Source organism: Akkermansiaceae bacterium, from assembly GCA_019634595.1.
Taxonomy (GTDB): domain Bacteria; phylum Verrucomicrobiota; class Verrucomicrobiia; order Verrucomicrobiales; family Akkermansiaceae; genus Luteolibacter.
On the sequence record JAHCBC010000008.1, the window covers coordinates 89,475 to 107,405 of the forward strand.

Sequence of the window (17,931 nt, forward strand, 5' to 3'; positions counted from 1 at the left end):
GCCGGCCATGTCCCCACGCATGCGGGACGGGCGTGCCTCCGCCGCGCCAATGACTCCGGGACAATTGCTGGCGGAAGCCCGCAGGCTGGTGGAAGCACCGGACAGAAAGAGCCGTCGGACCACTCTGGACGAAACGATCGCGGACTGGACGGATGCGGAGGTGGTGGCCGCGCTGGAGCAGGCCGCGCGGGAGCCGGACCTGCTGCTGGAGCAGGACAGCCTGGCGGGCGACCTGCTGCGCTCCTTCTCGAAACGGGATCCGGAGAAGGCGATGAAGTGGGCGCTGGAGCAGCCGCTGCTGGTGCGGCGGAAATTTGCCGGGCATGTCCTTTCCGCCCTTCTTCCGGGCCGGGCGAATGAGGCACTGGCTATGGCAAAAGCCCACCCGGATGTCTTCGAGGGAAAGGTCCCCACCAATGTGGTGCGGGCGCTGGTGACGACGTCAGCGAAGCAGGGCGCCGGCGCATTTGTCTCCAGCCTGAAGGAACTGATGGCGGACGGCTCCGCTCCATTCATGGAATTCCCTAAGGAGTTCGGGGAGGGATTCGACTTCGCGGCGGTGCTGGATTCCCCGGACTTCGCCCCACTGGCGTCCCATAAGCTGAGGGATTCCATGATCCAGGCGTGGATGAGGAATGACCGCGATGCAGCCTTCGAGTGGGTGCTGGAGAATGACGGCGCGGGCAGGCTGGACACCTTGCGTGACCCGCAGTGGACCTATGCGGAACTCACGGGCCACGTGAAATGGATGGCCGGGAAGGTGGACACTCTGCCGGAGGAGCAGTGGCGGAAATTCCTGCAGTTCAGCGAATATTCGCTCGTCCACCGGGAGGGCCACGCGCAGCTCTGGCTGGACTCCCTCCAACAACCGGCCCTGCGGGAGGCATTCCGCGATGTGGCGACGGGAGGCATCTTCGTCGGCGGCACGGTGCCGATGGAGCGTGGCCTGAAGGCACTGGAGAGCCTGCCGGATGGTGAGGCGCGGCTCAGCAGGTTGGAAACGCTGGCGAAGAATTTCAAGGGCTACCGCAGCCGCGCGGATGCGGGCTCCCTCTTCCTCTTGCGCGGGAAGCTGGAGCACTGGGGGGCGGACGCGGCACGGGCGGACGGGATCGTGGAGAGGCTCTATCCCTCCCAGCAGTGAGCCCTCCGGACACCGGAAAAGAAATCGATACCGACATGAAACCCCTTCCTCGCAATCTGTTTTTCCTCGCGCTGCTCTGCGGCGGCATCTTGGCCGGGCGTGCCATCCCCTCAGCAGGACCGTCCTTCACTCCCCCAGGAGAGTCCGTGGCGGACGGGAAATCCTCCAGGAAGGACCGTCCTCTGCAACGGGAGGCACCACGGACGCTGGCAACGCTGACCGCCCGGGTGAAGGCAGAGGAAACGGCACCGGAGGAACTGCGTGCGGCGGTGGCCCGAGTGAAGACGGCCATACTGAAATCCATCGTCCTGGAGCAGTACGGTGTGCTGGCCGCCATGACGGAGGGAGGAAAGGCGCGCCAGCCGCACCAGAATCTCTACACCGTCGCGATGGAGGAGCTGTGGGTCCGCGAGAAGTTCTCCGCATTCAAGTGGGCGGAGACCCTGGAGGAGCCGAAGGAGCGGGCCATGATGCAGAAGAGCCTGCTGTACCGCGCACTGGAAGAGGATGTGGAGGGTGCGCTGCCGTGGGTGGCGAAGTATCATGAGGAGAACGGCAAGTCGGACACCTACAGCGAATTCAAGACCATCGCCATGCGGGGCGCGGTGAGCCGGGGTGCGGATGCGGTCATCCGCGCGTATGAGGCATTTCCCGATCCCGGAGGTCACACCGCTATCCGGAACGTGGAGTTTCCGGAGGATTTCGACTTTGGGAAGCTCAACAAGGCATTGGGAGCGAAGATGGAAATGACGCATGTCTTCACGCAGTGGGCTCTCCGTGACCGGGATGCGGCCTGGGTGGCAATGGAGCAGCGTCTGGGCGGCTTCCAGGGCCGCCCGGAGAGGGAGATCGGGGAGGGCATGATGAAGGCCGTGCTGGTGAAGGCAGGGGAACCCGCGGGAGTGGCGTGGATGATGGAACGGCTCGCCGTCATGTCACAGCGGGACGGCTCCCGGCACGAGCAGATCCTGGGCAGCATCATCGCCAACAGCAACCTTTCCACGGAGGGGATCGCCATCATTTCGGCGAAGCTCTCCCCGGAGGGACGAGTCACGCACGCGAAAACCGCGCTGTTGTCCCACCCCAGCCATGCCTCCACCGGCCACCTGCTGGCCACGCTGCCGCGTCAGGATCTCATCCGCACGCTGCGGGAGGTGCGGCAGATGACTGCCGGAGGAAGTGCCACGGGAGCCGCCCAGCGGAACCGCAGCTACGCGGACATGCAGAGACGCTTCCAGCTGACTCCCGCTGAGATGGAGGACATCAACGGAGACACGACAAACCAATAAAGGGTAGCCAAGCGTGAAGATTCCCGGCAGCGAGCGCATGGCGGCTCTGCGGGAATGTTCTCCTTGTGGGAGATCCTAAGGTGATGATGTTAAGTGAGCTAGAATGAGGAAACGGAGATTTTCTGCTGGTGGACAGATTTGTCCAACGGCCAAAAGGTCGATTTTGGTTCCTTTTGCTTTCGTATGTTCAGGTGATTTTACGATCCGCATCCTCTTGGTGCCTTCCCTCCGAGAGGCAGTGCCCTTTTACTCCAGAAAAAACCGTTTATCCGACGGTTTCGATCGCATTAACGGTTCTGTGGGGTATAAATCTCGGAAATCCGCAAAAATTCTGATGCTGATTATTAGTGACTTAAGGTAGTTTCTGGAATTTCTGGAGACACTTTGGCCAATCAGAGATCGCGACTCTCAGGATTTCCTTTTTGGTTCGAGAGCCGAATCCGATGAGCCGTGGACAAATTTGTCCACGGCCGAAAAGGTCGATGTTGGTTCGTTTTACCTCGAGCGACGAAGCGGCGAATTTTCCACCTTCTCTGCGCTCAATCAGATCGATGGGCGCAGAAGAAGCCCTGATTGACCAAAAATTGTGGCTTTTGGAATTCCGAGGAAAGATCCAACGAAGTCACTTTCGTCTACCAAAGAGCTTAATTGGACTTTCTGGACACACTCGGAGGTATCACAGCGGAATGTCAGCGAAATTTGGTTCCAAGGACTACCTGAGCTGGATCGCAAAGGGATGCTGAGGCAGCTCCGCGTTACCTAAAGAGAAACCGCAGGGAGATTTTGCACCGCCGCTTTCAAAGCCGACAGCTCTGTATGCGTGTAGATATCGTTGATTTCTCTTGTGCTGTGGCCGGTCAACCGCATGCGGATCTCCTGACTGACGTCTGCATTGGCCAGCCAGCTGTTGAAGGTGTGACGGAGTGAGTGGAAACTCCGGGCGTATTGGGTTCTACCAGCGCCATGCTTGACCTTTTTGATCTCGGCTCGGCTGATTCCTGCGTGTGTCATCAAAGCTCCGAAGCGCAGAGAAAGCCCATTCCTTCCAGCCGGGCTTACTTTAGCGAGCTGTGGGAAAAGAGGAGCTGCAGGATCGTCTGGAACAGGGTAGTCCAGGAAATACTGTTCCAAGGCGATCGAGAGAGGAACCGTAACGACCTTTTTCTTGCGGGAGGTTTTCTGGGGCAGGTAGGTGATGCATTTTTTGGAAAAATCGATGGTTCCCGCCTTTAGAGTCGCTGCATCTCCCAAGCGGAGGCCACCGAACGCTCCCAGCAGAATGAGTCCCTTCCACTCCTTTGACGGCGCGGCGTGAATCAGCTTCTGGACTTCTTCGATCGTGAATGGTTCCCGCGAAACACTGTCTTCTTCAGAAAGGACCGAAACCGTACTCGCCGGATTGCGCGGAAGCAGACCTTCTTTTACTGCGGAAGTAATGCATGAACGAATGTCTTTGAGGTAGCCGTTGCTGGTTTTCGCGCTGCGCCCCTCCGAATGCAACTTGTCCCTGAATTTCTGGATGTCGCCTGAGGTGATTGTTTCAAGGCGCTGGGTCGCGCGCGAGCCCAGGTGGGCTTTGAAGCGAGCTACCGCGTTCTTGTAGCGAGCGAAAGTCGCGGGTTTGGCCGATGCTTTCTTGTTGGCAAGCCAGAACTCCATCCAATCGGTGATGGTGTAGCTGCGAAGGGCGGTTCCAGTGGCGAACTCTGTCATTTTCTCGAGAAATTGCCGGCCCCGGTCGGCCGTGAGTTCATTGCGCGTTGCAAGGGCGGCGGCATCCTTCAAAAGGCGGTAGATCTGCTGACTCTTTTCGTCCGTTGCACCGGCCTCGCGGAGGAATGAATCCCGCAGCATAGCGGCATATTCCTCGGCCTCGCGTTTATTGGTTTGACCCGTTTGGCGCTGAACCTGTTTGGTGCCGCCTTCCGGAGCGGGGATTCTGAATGAACAGTAGTAGCCCGGAAGGGGATTGCCCGTTTTTGGGCTCACGCGCCGGAAGAGTGTCACGCCGATCATGCAAACCAGGTGGTAACAATCAGTGACGTGCTGGCAAGTGAATAAAGTTGTTTATTTCTTATTATAAGTGTGTTGCGAACTTGTCTGACATCGCTGGATGTCCTTGGATGATCGGTTACTAATCCTGGGTTCGAATCCCAGCCCTTGTACCAAATGAAGGCCGGTCACGAAAGTGACCGGCCTTCACTTTTGGTCACCCTTATCCACCGGGGCTTTGTGTTGAAGTTTCGACTTTTCCCCTTCCGAGAGGCTGTTAGAACGGGGGTTGCAAGGTGCCTGCCTGTCGAAAACCGGTCCTTCCCATCGAAGCTCAAACTCGGTAACCTCATCGGCCGGATTTACGAGGCCTAGAAGAACCCATCTATTAAACTGATCTATGGCCTCAACAATTCGCTGGTTGCACCTCTCAGACTTCCATGTTGGAAAAGACGACTATGCGGGATACAAAATGTTCGATTATATCATCGCGCACGTCAAACAAAGGAAGGACGAAGGTTTCACGCCTGACTTCATTTTCGTTACCGGCGACCTCGCAAACAAAGGCCTTGAATCTGAATACACGGACTTCTGGTTGGGATTCATGGATGTCTTACAAGATGCGGTGGGAAATGATATTGTCGGGCGGACCTTCGTCGTTCCTGGAAACCACGATGTCGACCGCGATCTTAACCAAGCGTTCGGACGCGATGAAATGTTGGCCGCGTCGAGCAAGCATTTCGATCCGACTGAGAGGGGGTTAAAAGCTCGGCAAATGCTTATACCGCGTTTCCAGGCTTTCGACAGCAGCGATCAGACCTTGGCGAAAGGGGCCTTCACAAGTATGGCAGGAGCATTTTCTTCAGTGCTAACGCTCCGCGACAAAAAAGTCGGAATTGCGGGTATTAACACTGCGTGGCTATGCAAGGATGAACATGACGATGGGAAGCTGACCCCAGGAAAAGGAATGGTGGAGCAGGCGTTGAACGCCATAAAAGATGCTCATCTTCGTATCGTTCTTGGTCATCACCCGCTTGACTGGCTGTTGCCTGCTGAACAAAAATCCATCAAAAGCCTGTTCGGTCAAAATGGGGTCATTTATTTGCACGGGCATCTTCACGACGAATGGGCAGAGCCTACCTACGGCGGCGGGCATCAATTTTTGGCGATTCAGTCTGGTGCCGCCTTTCAGGCGCGTGAGCGCGAGAAGTGGCGCAATGGCCTCGTGTGGGGCGAGGCCGATTTAGATACGACCGAGATTCGCCTCCAACCTCGCCGTTGGATTTCTGACCAGCAGTCGTGGGTTCCCGCGACAGACGCCTTCCATGAGTATCATCGGAGCGGAGATTGGTGGCACTATCCTATGCCCGGTAGTGAGCCTGCCAAGAAGCTCGGGAAAATAGAACAGCGACCGCCAACATCTACGCCAAAAGGGTGGGCTGTTTCCAAAGCCAGCGAGCTTGCTCTTCATCTTAAACCGCTCGAAACTGAAGCTGCCGTTCGCTTCTTCAACGGTGCAGCTCCCTCTTGGGCAACAGCCCTCTCAACTTCCATTCCTCGCAGGAAGATTGTAGGATCTCTGGCCTCCCGATTTCAGGATGCAGAAGCGGCGGGGCGCCCGCTCGTGGCAGTTTTACTCGCAGCTGGTTGCGAAGGAAAGACGACTGCGATGCTTCAGGCCGCCGGCCAAATAGTGGAGGGCAAACCTGACTGGCGGATTCTCCGCCGTATTGATGACGCCGAACCATTCCTGCCTGACGACATTCTTCCCGAGCTCATCAAGGAGTATCATTGGCTGGTAGTTATTGACGAGGCCGACCGCGCAGCGAAATCAATAACTGAATTTCTGCCCCGACTTAGCCGTGAACTTGATGGTCGCGTTCATTTCTTGTTGGCGTGTCGAGATTCAGATTGGCTGGGGTCACGCGCGGATGATCTCAGATGGAGTGATGTCTCCATTTTCCAAAAGGAGCGATTAGCCGGCCTCGATGCTGACGATGCCAAAGCAATAGTTACGGCATGGGGTGACTTTGGAAACGCAGGTCTTGGCGACATGGTTAGTGTGGATGAAGGTAAGCGAGCAGAGGTTCTTGCTAATCAAGCGCGCGAGGAGGCTAAAACTCAAAAGGGAGCCCTATTCGGAGCATTGCTGGCAGTGCGTCATGGTAGCGATCTCCCGAATCACGCTCGGCTGATGCTCGATAGATTGCGTCAGCGTTCAATTCCAGGAGGGTGCACGCTTCACGAGGCTTTGGCATACGTGGCTGCGATGCACGCAGAAGGACTTGAATTCTTGTCACGGCCGGTGCTCGCCCAAGTGTTAGCGTGTCCATTGAGTCGACTTCACCGAGAAGTTTTGACCCCTCTTGGGCAGGAGGCTGCGGCCACCTCCACATCTTCTTTCATATTCACGCGCCACCGCCGAATTGCGCAAGCATTGGTTGAGGTTCTTGAGAAGGAGTTTGGCGTGGATGTGGGGGATTTGTTCGTCGCATTGGCCGTGGCAGCCATTGATGCAGCAAAGGATGGGCATTACGTGACTGACCTTTCTGAATGGCGATTCAAGTTTGCCAGATACTTCCTAGATGCGGGGAAAGAGGAGCTCGCAATCAAGATCGGCAAAGCCGTTCTATCTCGTGAATCGACCGATTTCAGACAAATTTCCAATCTATCCAGTTTGTATCGACAGACCGGGGCTACGGAGGAAGCGGTCGGACTTTTCCGCTCTCGTCCTGCTTCAATGAGCATGGATCGGGGCTCTTATTTCGAGTGGGGGACAGCTGAGGGGTTAAATGGCGATGCTGTAGGGAGTGTCATTTTGATCGGCTTCTCGCTGAGCGACGACTGCAGCTCTTCGTGGGTAGACAACAACCGCGCAAAACTTGGGCTGGCAGGGTTAGGGGTGGCGCTGGGTGAGCTTTTCGAAAATTATCGTGCAAGCGTTTTTCGTGATGCCCGTGTCGGAGTAGCTGTGCTCGGACAGCAACTCGAACTCGATACGACCACGGCGGCCCACTTTAGGAAGCACATAGATGAAGGAAAAAAAGTAGGAGCGGTTGTGCCAACCGTTGATGAGGCGTTTACTTTGTTTCGTAAGAGTGTCGCTGCAGCTGAGTCTATTGGAGTTAATGAGTTTGTGGACGCGATCGTTCCCGACGCTGCTCACCTGGATTTCGAAGGCTTGAAACGTTTAGTTTATGCCGCTGCCGAATCACGTCACCGTTGCTAGACAAGCGGAAATGCGGGAGTTAACAAGTAGAGAGGGCTGCGCTACGAAGTAGGCACCGGAGTTGGAGGCGCGTTTGAGCAGTAATCGAGTCCTCTGACTATTTTTTCGCTTCGGGCAGGCGGTCGAGGCGGCCATAGGAGGCGAAGGTCTGGAAGTCGCGACGGATCTCGTAGGACTGCTGTCTTGAGTATTCCATGACCTGGTAAGCGTTGAATGCGTTGTTGAGTTCGGATGCCAGTCCGAGTATTCTGAGCGTGTGCTTGACGACCTTGTTTTAGCGGTCATGTCGGAGTCTTTTTTCCGCTTCCCGAATAATCATACCCATGATCGCGTAAGGTATTTGGCCGTGCGGAGTCATGGCAGATCCGGAATTATGGCGCGGGCATGACCCCAATCGCATGATCAACCGAACCAAGATTGGGATGACCATAGCCGCGGGCATTTTCCTGTCCTTGGAGGGAGGAGCGTTCGCGAAGACATGGACCGACCGGTTCGGGCGGGCGTTCGAGACGGAGTTCGTGGAGATGGAGGGGGAGAAGGTGGTGCTTTCTCTCCCGGATGGCCGGACCTTCACGATGGCGGTGGCGGATCTTTCCTTGTCGGACCGGACGGATCTGCAACGGCAGCTCTCCACGTCGATGCCGATCCGGAGGGCGGGGCAGGGACCTGCGGCCCAGCCGGCGGTGCGGAACTTCGGCGGGCCATGGCCGCGGGAGGTCCGGATGGATGGGGCGTCCGCGTGCAAGGTGGTGCTGGAGGATGCGAAGAGCGGACGCTTCGTCTATGAAAGCCCGGGCTACCGATTCACGGCGGATGCGCGGATCACGGATGACGCGCTGCGGAATTTCTCGGTGATGTTCGAGACGACGCGCAAGTATGCCCGCGCGCTGCCGCTTTCGCTTTCCCCGGGTGGCCGGGACGGGAAGCTGGACATCCTGCTTTTCGGAGAAATGTCCGGCTACATCCGGGCAGGCGGCCCACCGGGATCGGCGGGGTGCTATGTGCCGGCCCGGAACATCGTGATGGTGCCGATGGAGAGCCTGGGGCTGAAGAAAGGCGGGACGGGTTACAGCCTGGACATGAAGGTTTCCAATCTGGTGCTGGTCCATGAACTGGCGCACCAGCTCACTCCGGCGGCCTACTATGCCCCCGGAGCGAGGGGATGGTTCAGCGAGGGACTGGCGGAGTACATGGCGGCGACTCCGTATAGCTGGGGATATTTCGCGCCGGACATCCATGGGAACTCGGTGAAGGCGTACGTCACCTCCACCGGCAACAACGGGCTGGGCGGGCGGAACCTCGGGACGCGGATCTCCGCGCCGCGGCTGCGCCATCTTTTCCTCATGGACTACAGCGAGTTCTCCGGGCCGAACGCGGGGACGAACTACGCGCTGGGCCTGCTGGTGACCCATTACTTTTTCCACATGGAAGGCGGCGGGCGGGGCGCGAGGATGAGGACGTTCCTGGAAGGCCTGCACGGTGGTGCCTCCGGCGAGGAGGCGGTGAAGCCGCTGCTGGGCGGTGGCACCTATGAAAAGCTGGAGGCGGAGATTTCCGCGGAATGGGCGAAAAAAGGCGTGATGATCCGGTTCGGCGGCTGATGGCCGACTGGCGGAATACGGCGACTTTGGATGTTTTTCCGTTGCCGGTCCGCAATGGGGTTGCGTCACGGCGCGGGAATCCGGAGAAAAGGGGCGGCCTCCCAGCCATCCCGCAGCCCGAAACAAACCACCATGAGTTCCCGGAGTACGACCAACGCCCGCCTTTCCCTGATGATGTTCCTCCAGTTTTTCATCTGGGGGGCTTTCTTCGTGCCGATGGGCGGTTATCTCGCGGAGCTGTTCAAGGGCCGGGAGGGACTGAATGCCATCATCGGTGAGAGCTACGCGACGCACAACTGGGCGGGCCTGATCGCGCCGCTGTTCGTGGGACTGGTGGCCGACCGTTTTTTCAATGCGGAGCGGGTGAACGGCTTCCTGCATCTGGTGGGGGCGGCGCTGCTCTTCTACTGCTCCACTCTCACGGAGCCGGGGGCGGTGTTCTGGGGCCTGCTCGCGTATTTCATGTGCTATATGCCCACGCTGGCTCTGGTGAACACCATCACCTTCAAGAACATCGAAAGCAGCGAGCGCGATTTCCCAAAGATCCGCCTGTGGGGCACCATCGGCTGGATCGTTTCCGGATTGGTCGTGGCGCAGTCCATGTTTGGTCTGTTCCCTTTCCCGGTGCTGCCGGGCATCGACAATGCGGGGGCCACCTCGTTCCCGATGAAGCTGGCCGCGGTGGTGAGCATCATCTACGGCATCTACAGCTTCACCCTGCCCGCCTGCCCTCCGGGAGCACGGGGAAAGAAGGTGAGCTTCGCGAAGCTGCTGGGACTGGATGCGCTGAAGCTTTTCAAGGACCGCTCCTTCGCGGTGTTCGCGGTCTGTTCCTTCCTCATCTGCATCCCGCTCGCCTTCTACTACGCCCGCACGTATGAGTTCGCGGACAAGATGGCTTTCGGACCCCGGGCGGGCAGTGTCATGGCGCTGGGCCAGGTGAGCGAGATCGTGTTCATGGCGCTGGTGCCGTTTTTCTTCCGCAAGCTGGGGGTGAAGTGGATGCTGCTGGTGGGCATGCTGGCATGGACCGCCCGCTATGCGGTTTTCGGTCTCACCCCGTCGGCACCTGCCATGCTGGTGCTCGGCATCGTGCTGCACGGCATCTGCTATGACTTCTTCTTCGTGACCGGCCAGCTCTACACCGACCGGAAGGCTCCGGAGGAAATCCGGGCGTCAGCCCAGGCGCTCATCGGTCTGCTGACCTACGGTGCTGGTATGCTGGTGGGCAACTACATCCTCGGCTGGTGGGGGGACCGCATCAAGCTGGACCCCACCACCCAGGCTGGCTGGCTGGCCGGGGCGCAGGAATTCTGGCTGCTGCCGGCGGGCATCGCGCTGGTGGTGGCGGTGGTATTCGCCGTCACTTTCCGGGACCGCAGTGCTGACAGCGAAAGCTGAGATGCTCCCATACCCGCCGGGCCGGGCCGCCGCCGCTGATAAATTCCGCGTTATTTTCCGTATCCTGCCCCACGATTTCCGTTTCCGAGACATCCTTTTTTCCAGATCCATGATCCGTAAGCTCCCATTCCTCGCCCTGTCCATTCTTCCCGCTGTTGCCGCGGAACTTCCGCATCCGGACCTGTTGCCAACGACCAAGGCGATCCACGAGAAGATCGCGAAAAAGGCGGACGGGGATGCCGCCTCGATGAAGGCCTACACGGAGACGGCCACCCTGGCGGGAAATGCGACCTATGACCTGGTGCCGATCCCGGGCGGGGAGTTCACCATCGGCTCCCCGGCGTCCGAAGCGGGCCGCAAGGACGATGAAGGTCCCCAGCGGAAGCTGAAGGTGGAACCATTCTGGATGGGCAAGCTGGAGATCACCTGGGACATCTACCGTCCCTTCATGGAGAACGGAAAGAGCCGCAACAAGAACGGCACGCTCAACCGTGACTCCGACATCATGACCCCGGAGCCGCCGACGGTGGGGGATGGCGAGACGTTGAGCGACTCGATCACCCAGCCGACCCCGCCCTACATGCCGATGCACTTCGAGATGGGTGAAGGTTACTCGAAAAGCTACCCGGCGGTGGGCATGACCCACCATGCCGCCAACAAGTTCTGCGAGTGGCTCAGCGAACAGACCGGCCACTTCTACCGCCTGCCCACGGAGGCGGAGTGGGAGTACGCCTGCCGCGCGGGGACCACCACCACCTACAGCTTCGGTGACGACGTGTCGAAGCTGGATGAGTATGCGTGGCACGCGAAGAACTCGGAATACAGCTACCAGAAGGTGGGGACGAAGAAGCCCAACCCGTGGGGCCTCCACGACATGCACGGCAACGTGTCAGAGCACGTGCTCGACCAATATCTCCCTGATGCCTACTCGAAGCTGAAGGACGGGGATGCGGCATCCTTCGTCCCCGCGCCCAATCGCTATCCCACCATCGTCCGCGGCGGGAACTGGGAGGCGGATCCGGAACTCCTGCGGAGTGCGGCCCGGGTGGGGAGTGACCCGATGTGGAAGGTCATCGACCCGCAGGTGCCGAAGTCCATCTGGTATTTCACCAACGCGCCTTTCCTCGGCTTCCGCATCGTGAGGCCGCTGAAGACCCCGACCGTGGAGGAAATGCACGCCTACTGGAACCAAGGTCCGGGACCGACGGAGTGATGGCATGCTGACGCGGCGGAAAGCCCTGCTCCTCATGGCGTCCGCGCTCGGGGTTCCCCGGGCGGGTGCGGCAGTGGAGGAGGGGCGCCGGTTCGAGCGTGGCCTGATGGCCACCCGCTTCATCGTCACCTGTTACCATGGGGATGCGGAACTGGTCGGGAAGGCGGTGGAGGCCGCGTTCGCCGAAGCGGAGCGGATCAACGACACCGCGTCCGACTACATCGCGGACAGCGAGCTGCTTTCCATCGGAAAGGTTCCTCCCGGCACGCCGGTGAGGATACCGCCATTGCTTTTCGGCCTGCTGGAGGAGGCGTGGTCACAGGCGGAAAAGACCGGCGGCTTGTTCGATCCCACCATCGGTCCGTTGTCCCGCCTGTGGAGGGAATCCCGGCGGAGGAAGGCACTGCCGGATGCGGCCACCCTGGCCCGGGCGAAGGCGGCGGTCGGTTGGAGAAAACTGGTGCTGGATCCCGCGGAATTGACCGCCACTTTCACCGTCCCGGACATGCGGCTGGACCTGGGGGGAATCGCCAAAGGACAGGCGGCGGACCGGATGCTGGCGATCCTGGGGGCACACGGTGTTTCCCGCAGCTCCGTGACGGCCGGTGGGGATGTCCGGATGGGGGATCCTCCCCCCGGGAAAGAGGGATGGAACATCGGCGTCCGCAACACGGATGTGGATCATAATGCCGCGGAACTCCTGCTGCGGAACAAGGCGGTGTCCACCTCAGGCGACCTGCGCCAGTTCATCGAGATCGGCGGCGTCCGCTATTCCCACATCATCGACCCGGCGACGGGGCTGGGCCTGACGAAGCCCGCGGCGGCGACGGTCATCGCCGCCAACGCCACCATCAGCGACGCGCTTGCCACGGCCTGCTGCATCGCGGACCGGGAGGCGGGAAAACGGCTCGTGGAGGCCCAGGGGGCGGAGGTTTTCCACGCGGACGGTTAGAGCCGCCTGTTGTAAGGCATGGCCTGCAGTTATCAGAAACGGTGATCCTTGCGGATTTACCATGTCATGACACATAAAAAAGAAGCGATCCGTCTGACTTGCTCCGAGGAAAAACCCTTAACCTGGAAGCTGTCAGGCGGACCGCCTTCTTTGTCTTGCGACAGACGATATTACGCCGTCCGGGAGATGTTATTTCATCTCTCCCATATTTTTCTGATTATTTTTTCGGAGCCTCGTATCCTGGGAGCGGCTTGCCGTTTTCATCCAGTTTTCCGGTGACCCACAGCAGGCCGCGGGTGATGAGGTCCAGATAGCGGGCGTCCTCGATGGTGGCGTTGTTATGGCCGAGGGTGGTGCCGAACACCTTGGTCTTCTTCGGTCCGTAGATGTTGGTCCAGGCGACGACGGCGTGGTTCTTTCCGGGTTGGTCCCCCGCGTCCTGCTTGCCTTCGATGAGCGGATGGGCGTCCGGCCAGTTCTTGAAGTTGCCCTCGATGCCGTGGACGTTGTTATAGAGTTCTTCCTTCTCCGTGGTCCATTCCTCCATCCCGACGGTGATCGGGTGCTTCTTGTCCACGAAGGTGAGGGCGATGGGCTTCTGCGGGCCGTGGCCGGAGGACTGGAGGCCCAGGATGTTGAACCATCCGGCTTCCGGGGCGTCCGGTTTCATCGGGCTTTGGAAGGGGCCGCTGCGGTAGGAGTGCATGGCACAGTGCAGGGCGACCATCGGGAGCCCTTCCTTGTGGGCATTGAAGATGTTGTCGAGATAGGCCTTGTCCGTCACGTCGGCGCAGCATTCGTCATGGATCACCACGTCGAAGGGCTTGCCCCAGTCGGCCTTCTCATAGATCGGGAATTTGCCTTTGGTGCCCTTGTCCGGGGAATACTCGATCTGGACATCGACATTGGCGCGGGCGGAGATGCCATCGGAGAGGAGATACTGCTGCTTCGCGTAGTCGTGGCAGCAGCCGCCGAGGACGAGCAGGACTTTCAACGGCTTGGCGGGTTCGGCGGCCTGGAGCCCGGAAAGGGATGCCAGGGTGGCGAACGCGATCATCTGGAGTTTCTTGATCATGGGGATGTGATGGAGAGGCTGCGCTACGGGACGGCCGGTGGCGATCTTTCTCCGGGGGATAATGTGCTTCCGGGGATGGGTGTTACCCCACAGCATCGATTGCATGAAACAAGGTCTTCTTTTTGATCTGGACGGCACCCTGGTGGACTCCCTGCCGGGTATCACCGCGTCCCTGAACCATGCCTTGGCCGGCATGGGGTTCGCCACCCACGGGGGGCTGGAGGTCCGGCGGTTCATCGGCAACGGATCATGGATGCTGGCGAAGAGGGCCGCCCCGCGGGATTCCCCGGATGAGGTCGTCGCGGCCGTCGAACTGGCGTTCAAGGCGCACTATGACCTGCACTGGCAGGAAGGCACCGCTCCCTATCCGGGCGTTCCGGAGGTGCTGGCGGAACTGCGGGGGAAAGGCCACCCGATGGCGGTCCTCTCGAACAAGCCGCATCCGTTCACCACCGTCATCGTGGAGCGGTTGTTCCCCGGCATCGCGTTTGATGCGGTCGTCGGGCAAAAGGATGGCATCCCGCACAAGCCGGACCCGGCGGGGGCGCTGGAGATCGTCCGTATTTTCGGCCTGCCACCGGAGGACTGTGTGTTGATCGGGGACTCCACCATTGATCTGGAGACGGCGCGCAATGCGGGCATCCGTTCGGTTGCCGTGACATGGGGTTACCATGACCGCGCTCCGTTGCTGGAAGGTGGGCCTGAAAAACTCATTGATGGGGTGGGTGAACTCCCTGCGGCTCTGGAATGATTGGAAACGAAAGATCGTTTCGTATTCGACGTCCCGTCCGGAGGGGTGTTAGGAATGCCTTCCATGAAAAAGGGCATCGGCGTTCTGCTGGTCATCGTCGGACTGATCGTGATCATCGCCTTCTCCGTGAGGGGAACCTACAACAGCCTCGTCGGGCAACAGGAAGGGGTGGACGCGGCGTGGGCGCAGGTTTCCAACCAATACCAGCGGCGCGCGGATCTGGTGCCCAATCTGGTGAAAACGGTGGAAGGTTCCGCGAACTTCGAGAAGTCCACCTTGGAAAGTGTGGTGAACGCGCGCGCCTCCGTCGGGCGCGTGAACATCGATGCCGGCAAGGCGCCTGACGAGGCGGCCCTGCAGAAGTTCCAGGAAGCGCAGGGCCAGTTCAGCAGCGCCCTGTCCCGCCTGCTGGTGGTTGCGGAGAACTATCCGGACCTGAAAGCGAGCGCCGGATTCCGGGATCTGCAGGTGCAACTGGAGGGGACGGAAAACCGCATCGCGGTGGAGCGGGGCCGCTTCAACGAAGTGGTGAGGGACTACAACACCAGTGTCAGGAAATTCCCCGCCGTCCTGTTCGCGGGGATGTTCGGTTTCCAGACGAAGCCCTATTTCAAATCCGACGCCGGGACGGACAAGGTGCCTGAAGTGAAGTTCGGATCCGGTCAATGATCTCCCGGCGTCTATCGGTGTGGCTGGCGGCGTTTTTCGTTTCCGCAGCCATGCTGTGCGGCTGGAGCCTGGCGGCGCCCCTGCCGCCCAGCCCTTCCCCACGCTATGTCCAGGACGAGGCGAAGTGGCTGGGCGCCCACGCCTACTCCGCTCTGGACCTGAAGCTGGAGTGGTTCGAGCGGGAAACCTCCAACCAGGTGATCGTCGGGATCTACCGGCGGCTTCCGGCAGGCGAAGAGTTGTTCGACTACAGCCAGCGTATTTTCGATGCCTGGATGCCCGGGCAGAAGGGGAAGGACAATGGGGTGCTGCTGCTGGTCTTCGCGGCGGACCGGAAGATCCGCATTCATACCGGCTACGGCCTGGAAGGCGCGCTGCCGGATGCGAGGGCGGGCAGGATCATCAGGGAAGTGATCGCACCCGGTATCCTGGCGGGCGACCGGGAGGCTGCGATCGGGGCCGGGGTGGATGCCATCATCGACTCCCTGAAAGGTGAATACGAAGGGGATGGCGGCACGAATCTGGATCACCCGGAAGGCTTCGCCGAATCGGTTTGGCCGGTGGTTCTGGTGGCCGGTTTCCTGCTGCTCGGACTCCGCTTCCCGGTCATTTTTGAAGTGGCTGACGTGATTTTCAGCGCCATGGGTTCTTCAAGAAGCCGCTCGGGAGGGGGATCATGGGGAGGCTCATCCTCTTCCGGTGGCGGAGGTTTTTCCGGAGGTGGTGGCCGCAGCGGTGGCGGTGGGGCCAGTGGCGGCTGGTGACGATCAATTCAAGAATCATGGAACATTTCATCACGGACGAAGAGGAGTTGCTGCTGATCCAGGCGATCCGGGAGCAGGAGGCACGCACCAGCGCGGAGATCCGTGTGTGTGTGACCGACCGCGTGGTGTTCCGGCCGAAGCGGTATGCCTGGCGGGTCTTCGAAAGGAATGGCATGAGGAACACCGCGAACCGGAATGCCGCGTTGATCGTGATGATGCCGCGCGTGAAACAGATCGTGATCCTCGGGGATGCCGGTCTCGATGCCATGGTGCCCGCGGACTACTGGGACAAGGCGGTCGCCGCGATGGTGAAAGGGATGCATGACCATGGCCCGCTCGCCTCCCTGCAGGAAGGGTTGCGCGGCCTGGGGGATGTCCTCAGCAAGCACTGGCCCCGGGGAGAGGGAGACCGGAACGAACTGCCGGATGAACTTCTCCGGGATTGAGCGTATCAAGCCGCCCGGTTGCGCTCATCCACCTGGCTGTTCAGCGTGCAGAAGTCGTACAGATAACCGATGCCGAACAGGCCGAAGGTGAGCAACCAGACGATGCCGCTGACAATTTTTCCAAGGTAGAACCGATGGATGCCGAAGGTTCCCAGGAAAGTCTGGAGAATCCATGCGACCGAATAGTCATAGCGCCCTGCCGTGAAGCGATGGTCCGCCTGGCGGTCCATGGAGGGGATCAGGAAAAGGTCGATGATCCAGCCGATGAACAGCAGGCCGAAGGTGAAAAACCAGATCACACCGGTCACCGGTTTTCCGTAGTAAAAGCGGTGCGAGCCTGTGAAACCGAAAAGCCAGGTCAGGTAACCGATCGTCTTGCTGTGGGTGTCACCACGGGTGGTCATGTGGTGACAGATGACGTGGATCTTGATTTCCCGCCACTTGAATTCCGGACCTTGTTTGTAGGGTCAGAGCTGGTCGGCGATGGCCTCCGCGATGGGGGCGATGGGTGACTCCGTCTGGCTGAGGCGGCGGCGCGGGGAGATGCGGAAGTCCGGCAGGAACACCTTGTCGATGAGTTCCTTCACCTGCCCCGGATCCCGGAAGGAGATGTTCAGCTCCCGGTTGATGCGCATGCTGAGGGTGTCCAGGTTGGCCGAGCCGACGCAGGCCCAGTCATCGCAGATCATCACCTTCATGTGGGTCATGAGAGGGTAGTTATAGACCTTTCCCCCGGCCTGGATGAGACGGCGGGCGACCGCGATGTTGGCGACGTCCATGATGGTGGAGTCCCCACGGGCGGGGAGAATCATGCGGACGTCCACGCCACGGCGGGCGGCCTCCTCGATGGCCATGGTGATGTCGTCATGGGCGACGTAGGGGTTCTGGATCCAGATCCTCTTGCGCGCGGCGCGGATGCCCATGAGCGTGGCCTTGAGGATCTCGTAGCGGCCCTCCGCAGGGTCCGTGCGCAGGATGCGGATGGGGGCGCCATCCCCCACGGGCGGCACGCGCCTGATGAATCTCGGCGGACGCAGCAGGCCGAAGTCGCCATACGGTCCGGCCTTCCGCCAGGTGCGGTTGTAGTCGCGCTGGAAGTCCGCGACGATGGGACCCTCGATGCGGATCATCAGATCGTGCCACTCGTTGAAGTACTCACGGCCGATGTTCATGCCGCCGATGTAGGCGACGCGGTTGTCCACCAGGATAAGCTTCGAGTGGTCCGCCACCAGCCAGGGATTGAGCGTGCGGCGTACCTCCAGTTCCGAACCGGAACGGAGATAGAGGGGCATGTTCGTGGGCGGGACGAATCCCTTCGGGGCCGGAGTCTCCGGCGGGGAGGTCTGGGCGAAGGAACTGCCCATGTCATCGAACATCACACGGACCTCCACGTCCTTGGAGCGCT

15 protein-coding genes are annotated in these 17,931 nt (G+C 60.0%); 11 read left to right on the forward strand and 4 right to left on the reverse strand.

What is annotated here, in order from left to right; translation table 11 throughout:
* Positions 1–49 precede the first annotated feature (49 nt).
* Both KF712_21875 and KF712_21880 read left to right on the forward strand, forming a co-directional pair.
* Positions 50–1,144, forward strand: a complete 1,095-nt coding sequence (locus KF712_21875; protein MBX3743650.1) for a hypothetical protein — start codon at positions 50–52, stop codon at positions 1,142–1,144.
* 35 nt (positions 1,145–1,179) lie between these two features.
* Positions 1,180–2,433: a hypothetical protein gene (locus KF712_21880; protein ID MBX3743651.1), complete on the forward strand. Its 1,254-nt coding sequence runs from the start codon at positions 1,180–1,182 to the stop codon at positions 2,431–2,433.
* Positions 2,434–3,192: 759 nt separating this feature from the next.
* On the opposite strand, the gene KF712_21885 is transcribed toward KF712_21880, so the two are convergent.
* The gene (locus KF712_21885; protein MBX3743652.1) at positions 3,193–4,449 is read right to left on the reverse strand and encodes a tyrosine-type recombinase/integrase; all 1,257 of its coding nucleotides are present in this window, start codon (positions 4,447–4,449) and stop codon (positions 3,193–3,195) included.
* Positions 4,450–4,825: 376 nt separating this feature from the next.
* On the opposite strand from KF712_21885, the gene KF712_21890 reads away from it, so the two are divergent.
* From KF712_21890 to KF712_21910, 5 genes are all read left to right on the forward strand, one after another.
* Entirely contained in the window at positions 4,826–7,654 is a 2,829-nt protein-coding gene (locus KF712_21890) for a metallophosphoesterase (GenBank protein MBX3743653.1), read from the forward strand.
* A 422-nt stretch (positions 7,655–8,076) separates the two neighbouring features.
* Positions 8,077–9,255 carry a hypothetical protein gene (locus tag KF712_21895; protein MBX3743654.1) on the forward strand — a complete coding sequence of 393 codons (1,179 nt, stop codon included), beginning with the start codon at positions 8,077–8,079 and terminating at the stop codon, positions 9,253–9,255.
* A 132-nt stretch (positions 9,256–9,387) separates the two neighbouring features.
* A complete protein-coding gene (locus KF712_21900) occupies positions 9,388–10,656 on the forward strand; it encodes an MFS transporter (protein ID MBX3743655.1) in 1,269 nt (422 codons plus the stop codon).
* 109 nt (positions 10,657–10,765) lie between these two features.
* Positions 10,766–11,869 carry a formylglycine-generating enzyme family protein gene (locus tag KF712_21905; protein MBX3743656.1) on the forward strand — a complete coding sequence of 368 codons (1,104 nt, stop codon included), beginning with the start codon at positions 10,766–10,768 and terminating at the stop codon, positions 11,867–11,869.
* 4 nt (positions 11,870–11,873) lie between these two features.
* Positions 11,874–12,821 carry an FAD:protein FMN transferase gene (locus KF712_21910; GenBank protein MBX3743657.1) on the forward strand — a complete coding sequence of 316 codons (948 nt, stop codon included), beginning with the start codon at positions 11,874–11,876 and terminating at the stop codon, positions 12,819–12,821.
* A gap of 217 nt (positions 12,822–13,038) precedes the next feature.
* Here KF712_21910 and KF712_21915 read toward each other — a convergent pair whose 3' ends face one another.
* A complete protein-coding gene (locus KF712_21915; protein MBX3743658.1) occupies positions 13,039–13,896 on the reverse strand; it encodes a ThuA domain-containing protein in 858 nt (285 codons plus the stop codon).
* Between the two features lie 103 nt (positions 13,897–13,999).
* Here KF712_21915 and KF712_21920 point away from each other — a divergent pair, with 103 nt between their 5' ends.
* The 4 genes from KF712_21920 (at position 14,000) to KF712_21935 (ending at position 16,526) form a co-directional block, all read left to right on the forward strand.
* Positions 14,000–14,647: an HAD-IA family hydrolase gene (locus tag KF712_21920; protein ID MBX3743659.1), complete on the forward strand. Its 648-nt coding sequence runs from the start codon at positions 14,000–14,002 to the stop codon at positions 14,645–14,647.
* Positions 14,648–14,710: 63 nt separating this feature from the next.
* A complete protein-coding gene (locus KF712_21925; protein ID MBX3743660.1) occupies positions 14,711–15,316 on the forward strand; it encodes a LemA family protein in 606 nt (201 codons plus the stop codon).
* Positions 15,313–16,080 (forward strand): TPM domain-containing protein, encoded by a 768-nt coding sequence (locus tag KF712_21930; protein MBX3743661.1) that lies wholly within the window; start codon positions 15,313–15,315, stop codon positions 16,078–16,080. Before KF712_21925 ends, KF712_21930 begins: the two co-directional genes overlap by 4 nt.
* Before the next feature lie 17 nt (positions 16,081–16,097).
* On the forward strand, positions 16,098–16,526 hold the full coding sequence (locus KF712_21935; protein ID MBX3743662.1) for a TPM domain-containing protein: 429 nt from the start codon (positions 16,098–16,100) through the stop codon (positions 16,524–16,526).
* A gap of 5 nt (positions 16,527–16,531) precedes the next feature.
* Here KF712_21935 and KF712_21940 read toward each other — a convergent pair whose 3' ends face one another.
* Positions 16,532–16,930, reverse strand: a complete 399-nt coding sequence (locus tag KF712_21940; GenBank protein ID MBX3743663.1) for a TM2 domain-containing protein — start codon at positions 16,928–16,930, stop codon at positions 16,532–16,534.
* Between the two features lie 63 nt (positions 16,931–16,993).
* Positions 16,994–17,931: phosphatidylserine/phosphatidylglycerophosphate/cardiolipin synthase family protein (locus tag KF712_21945; protein ID MBX3743664.1), on the reverse strand; the 938-nt coding region annotated here is incomplete at its 5' end.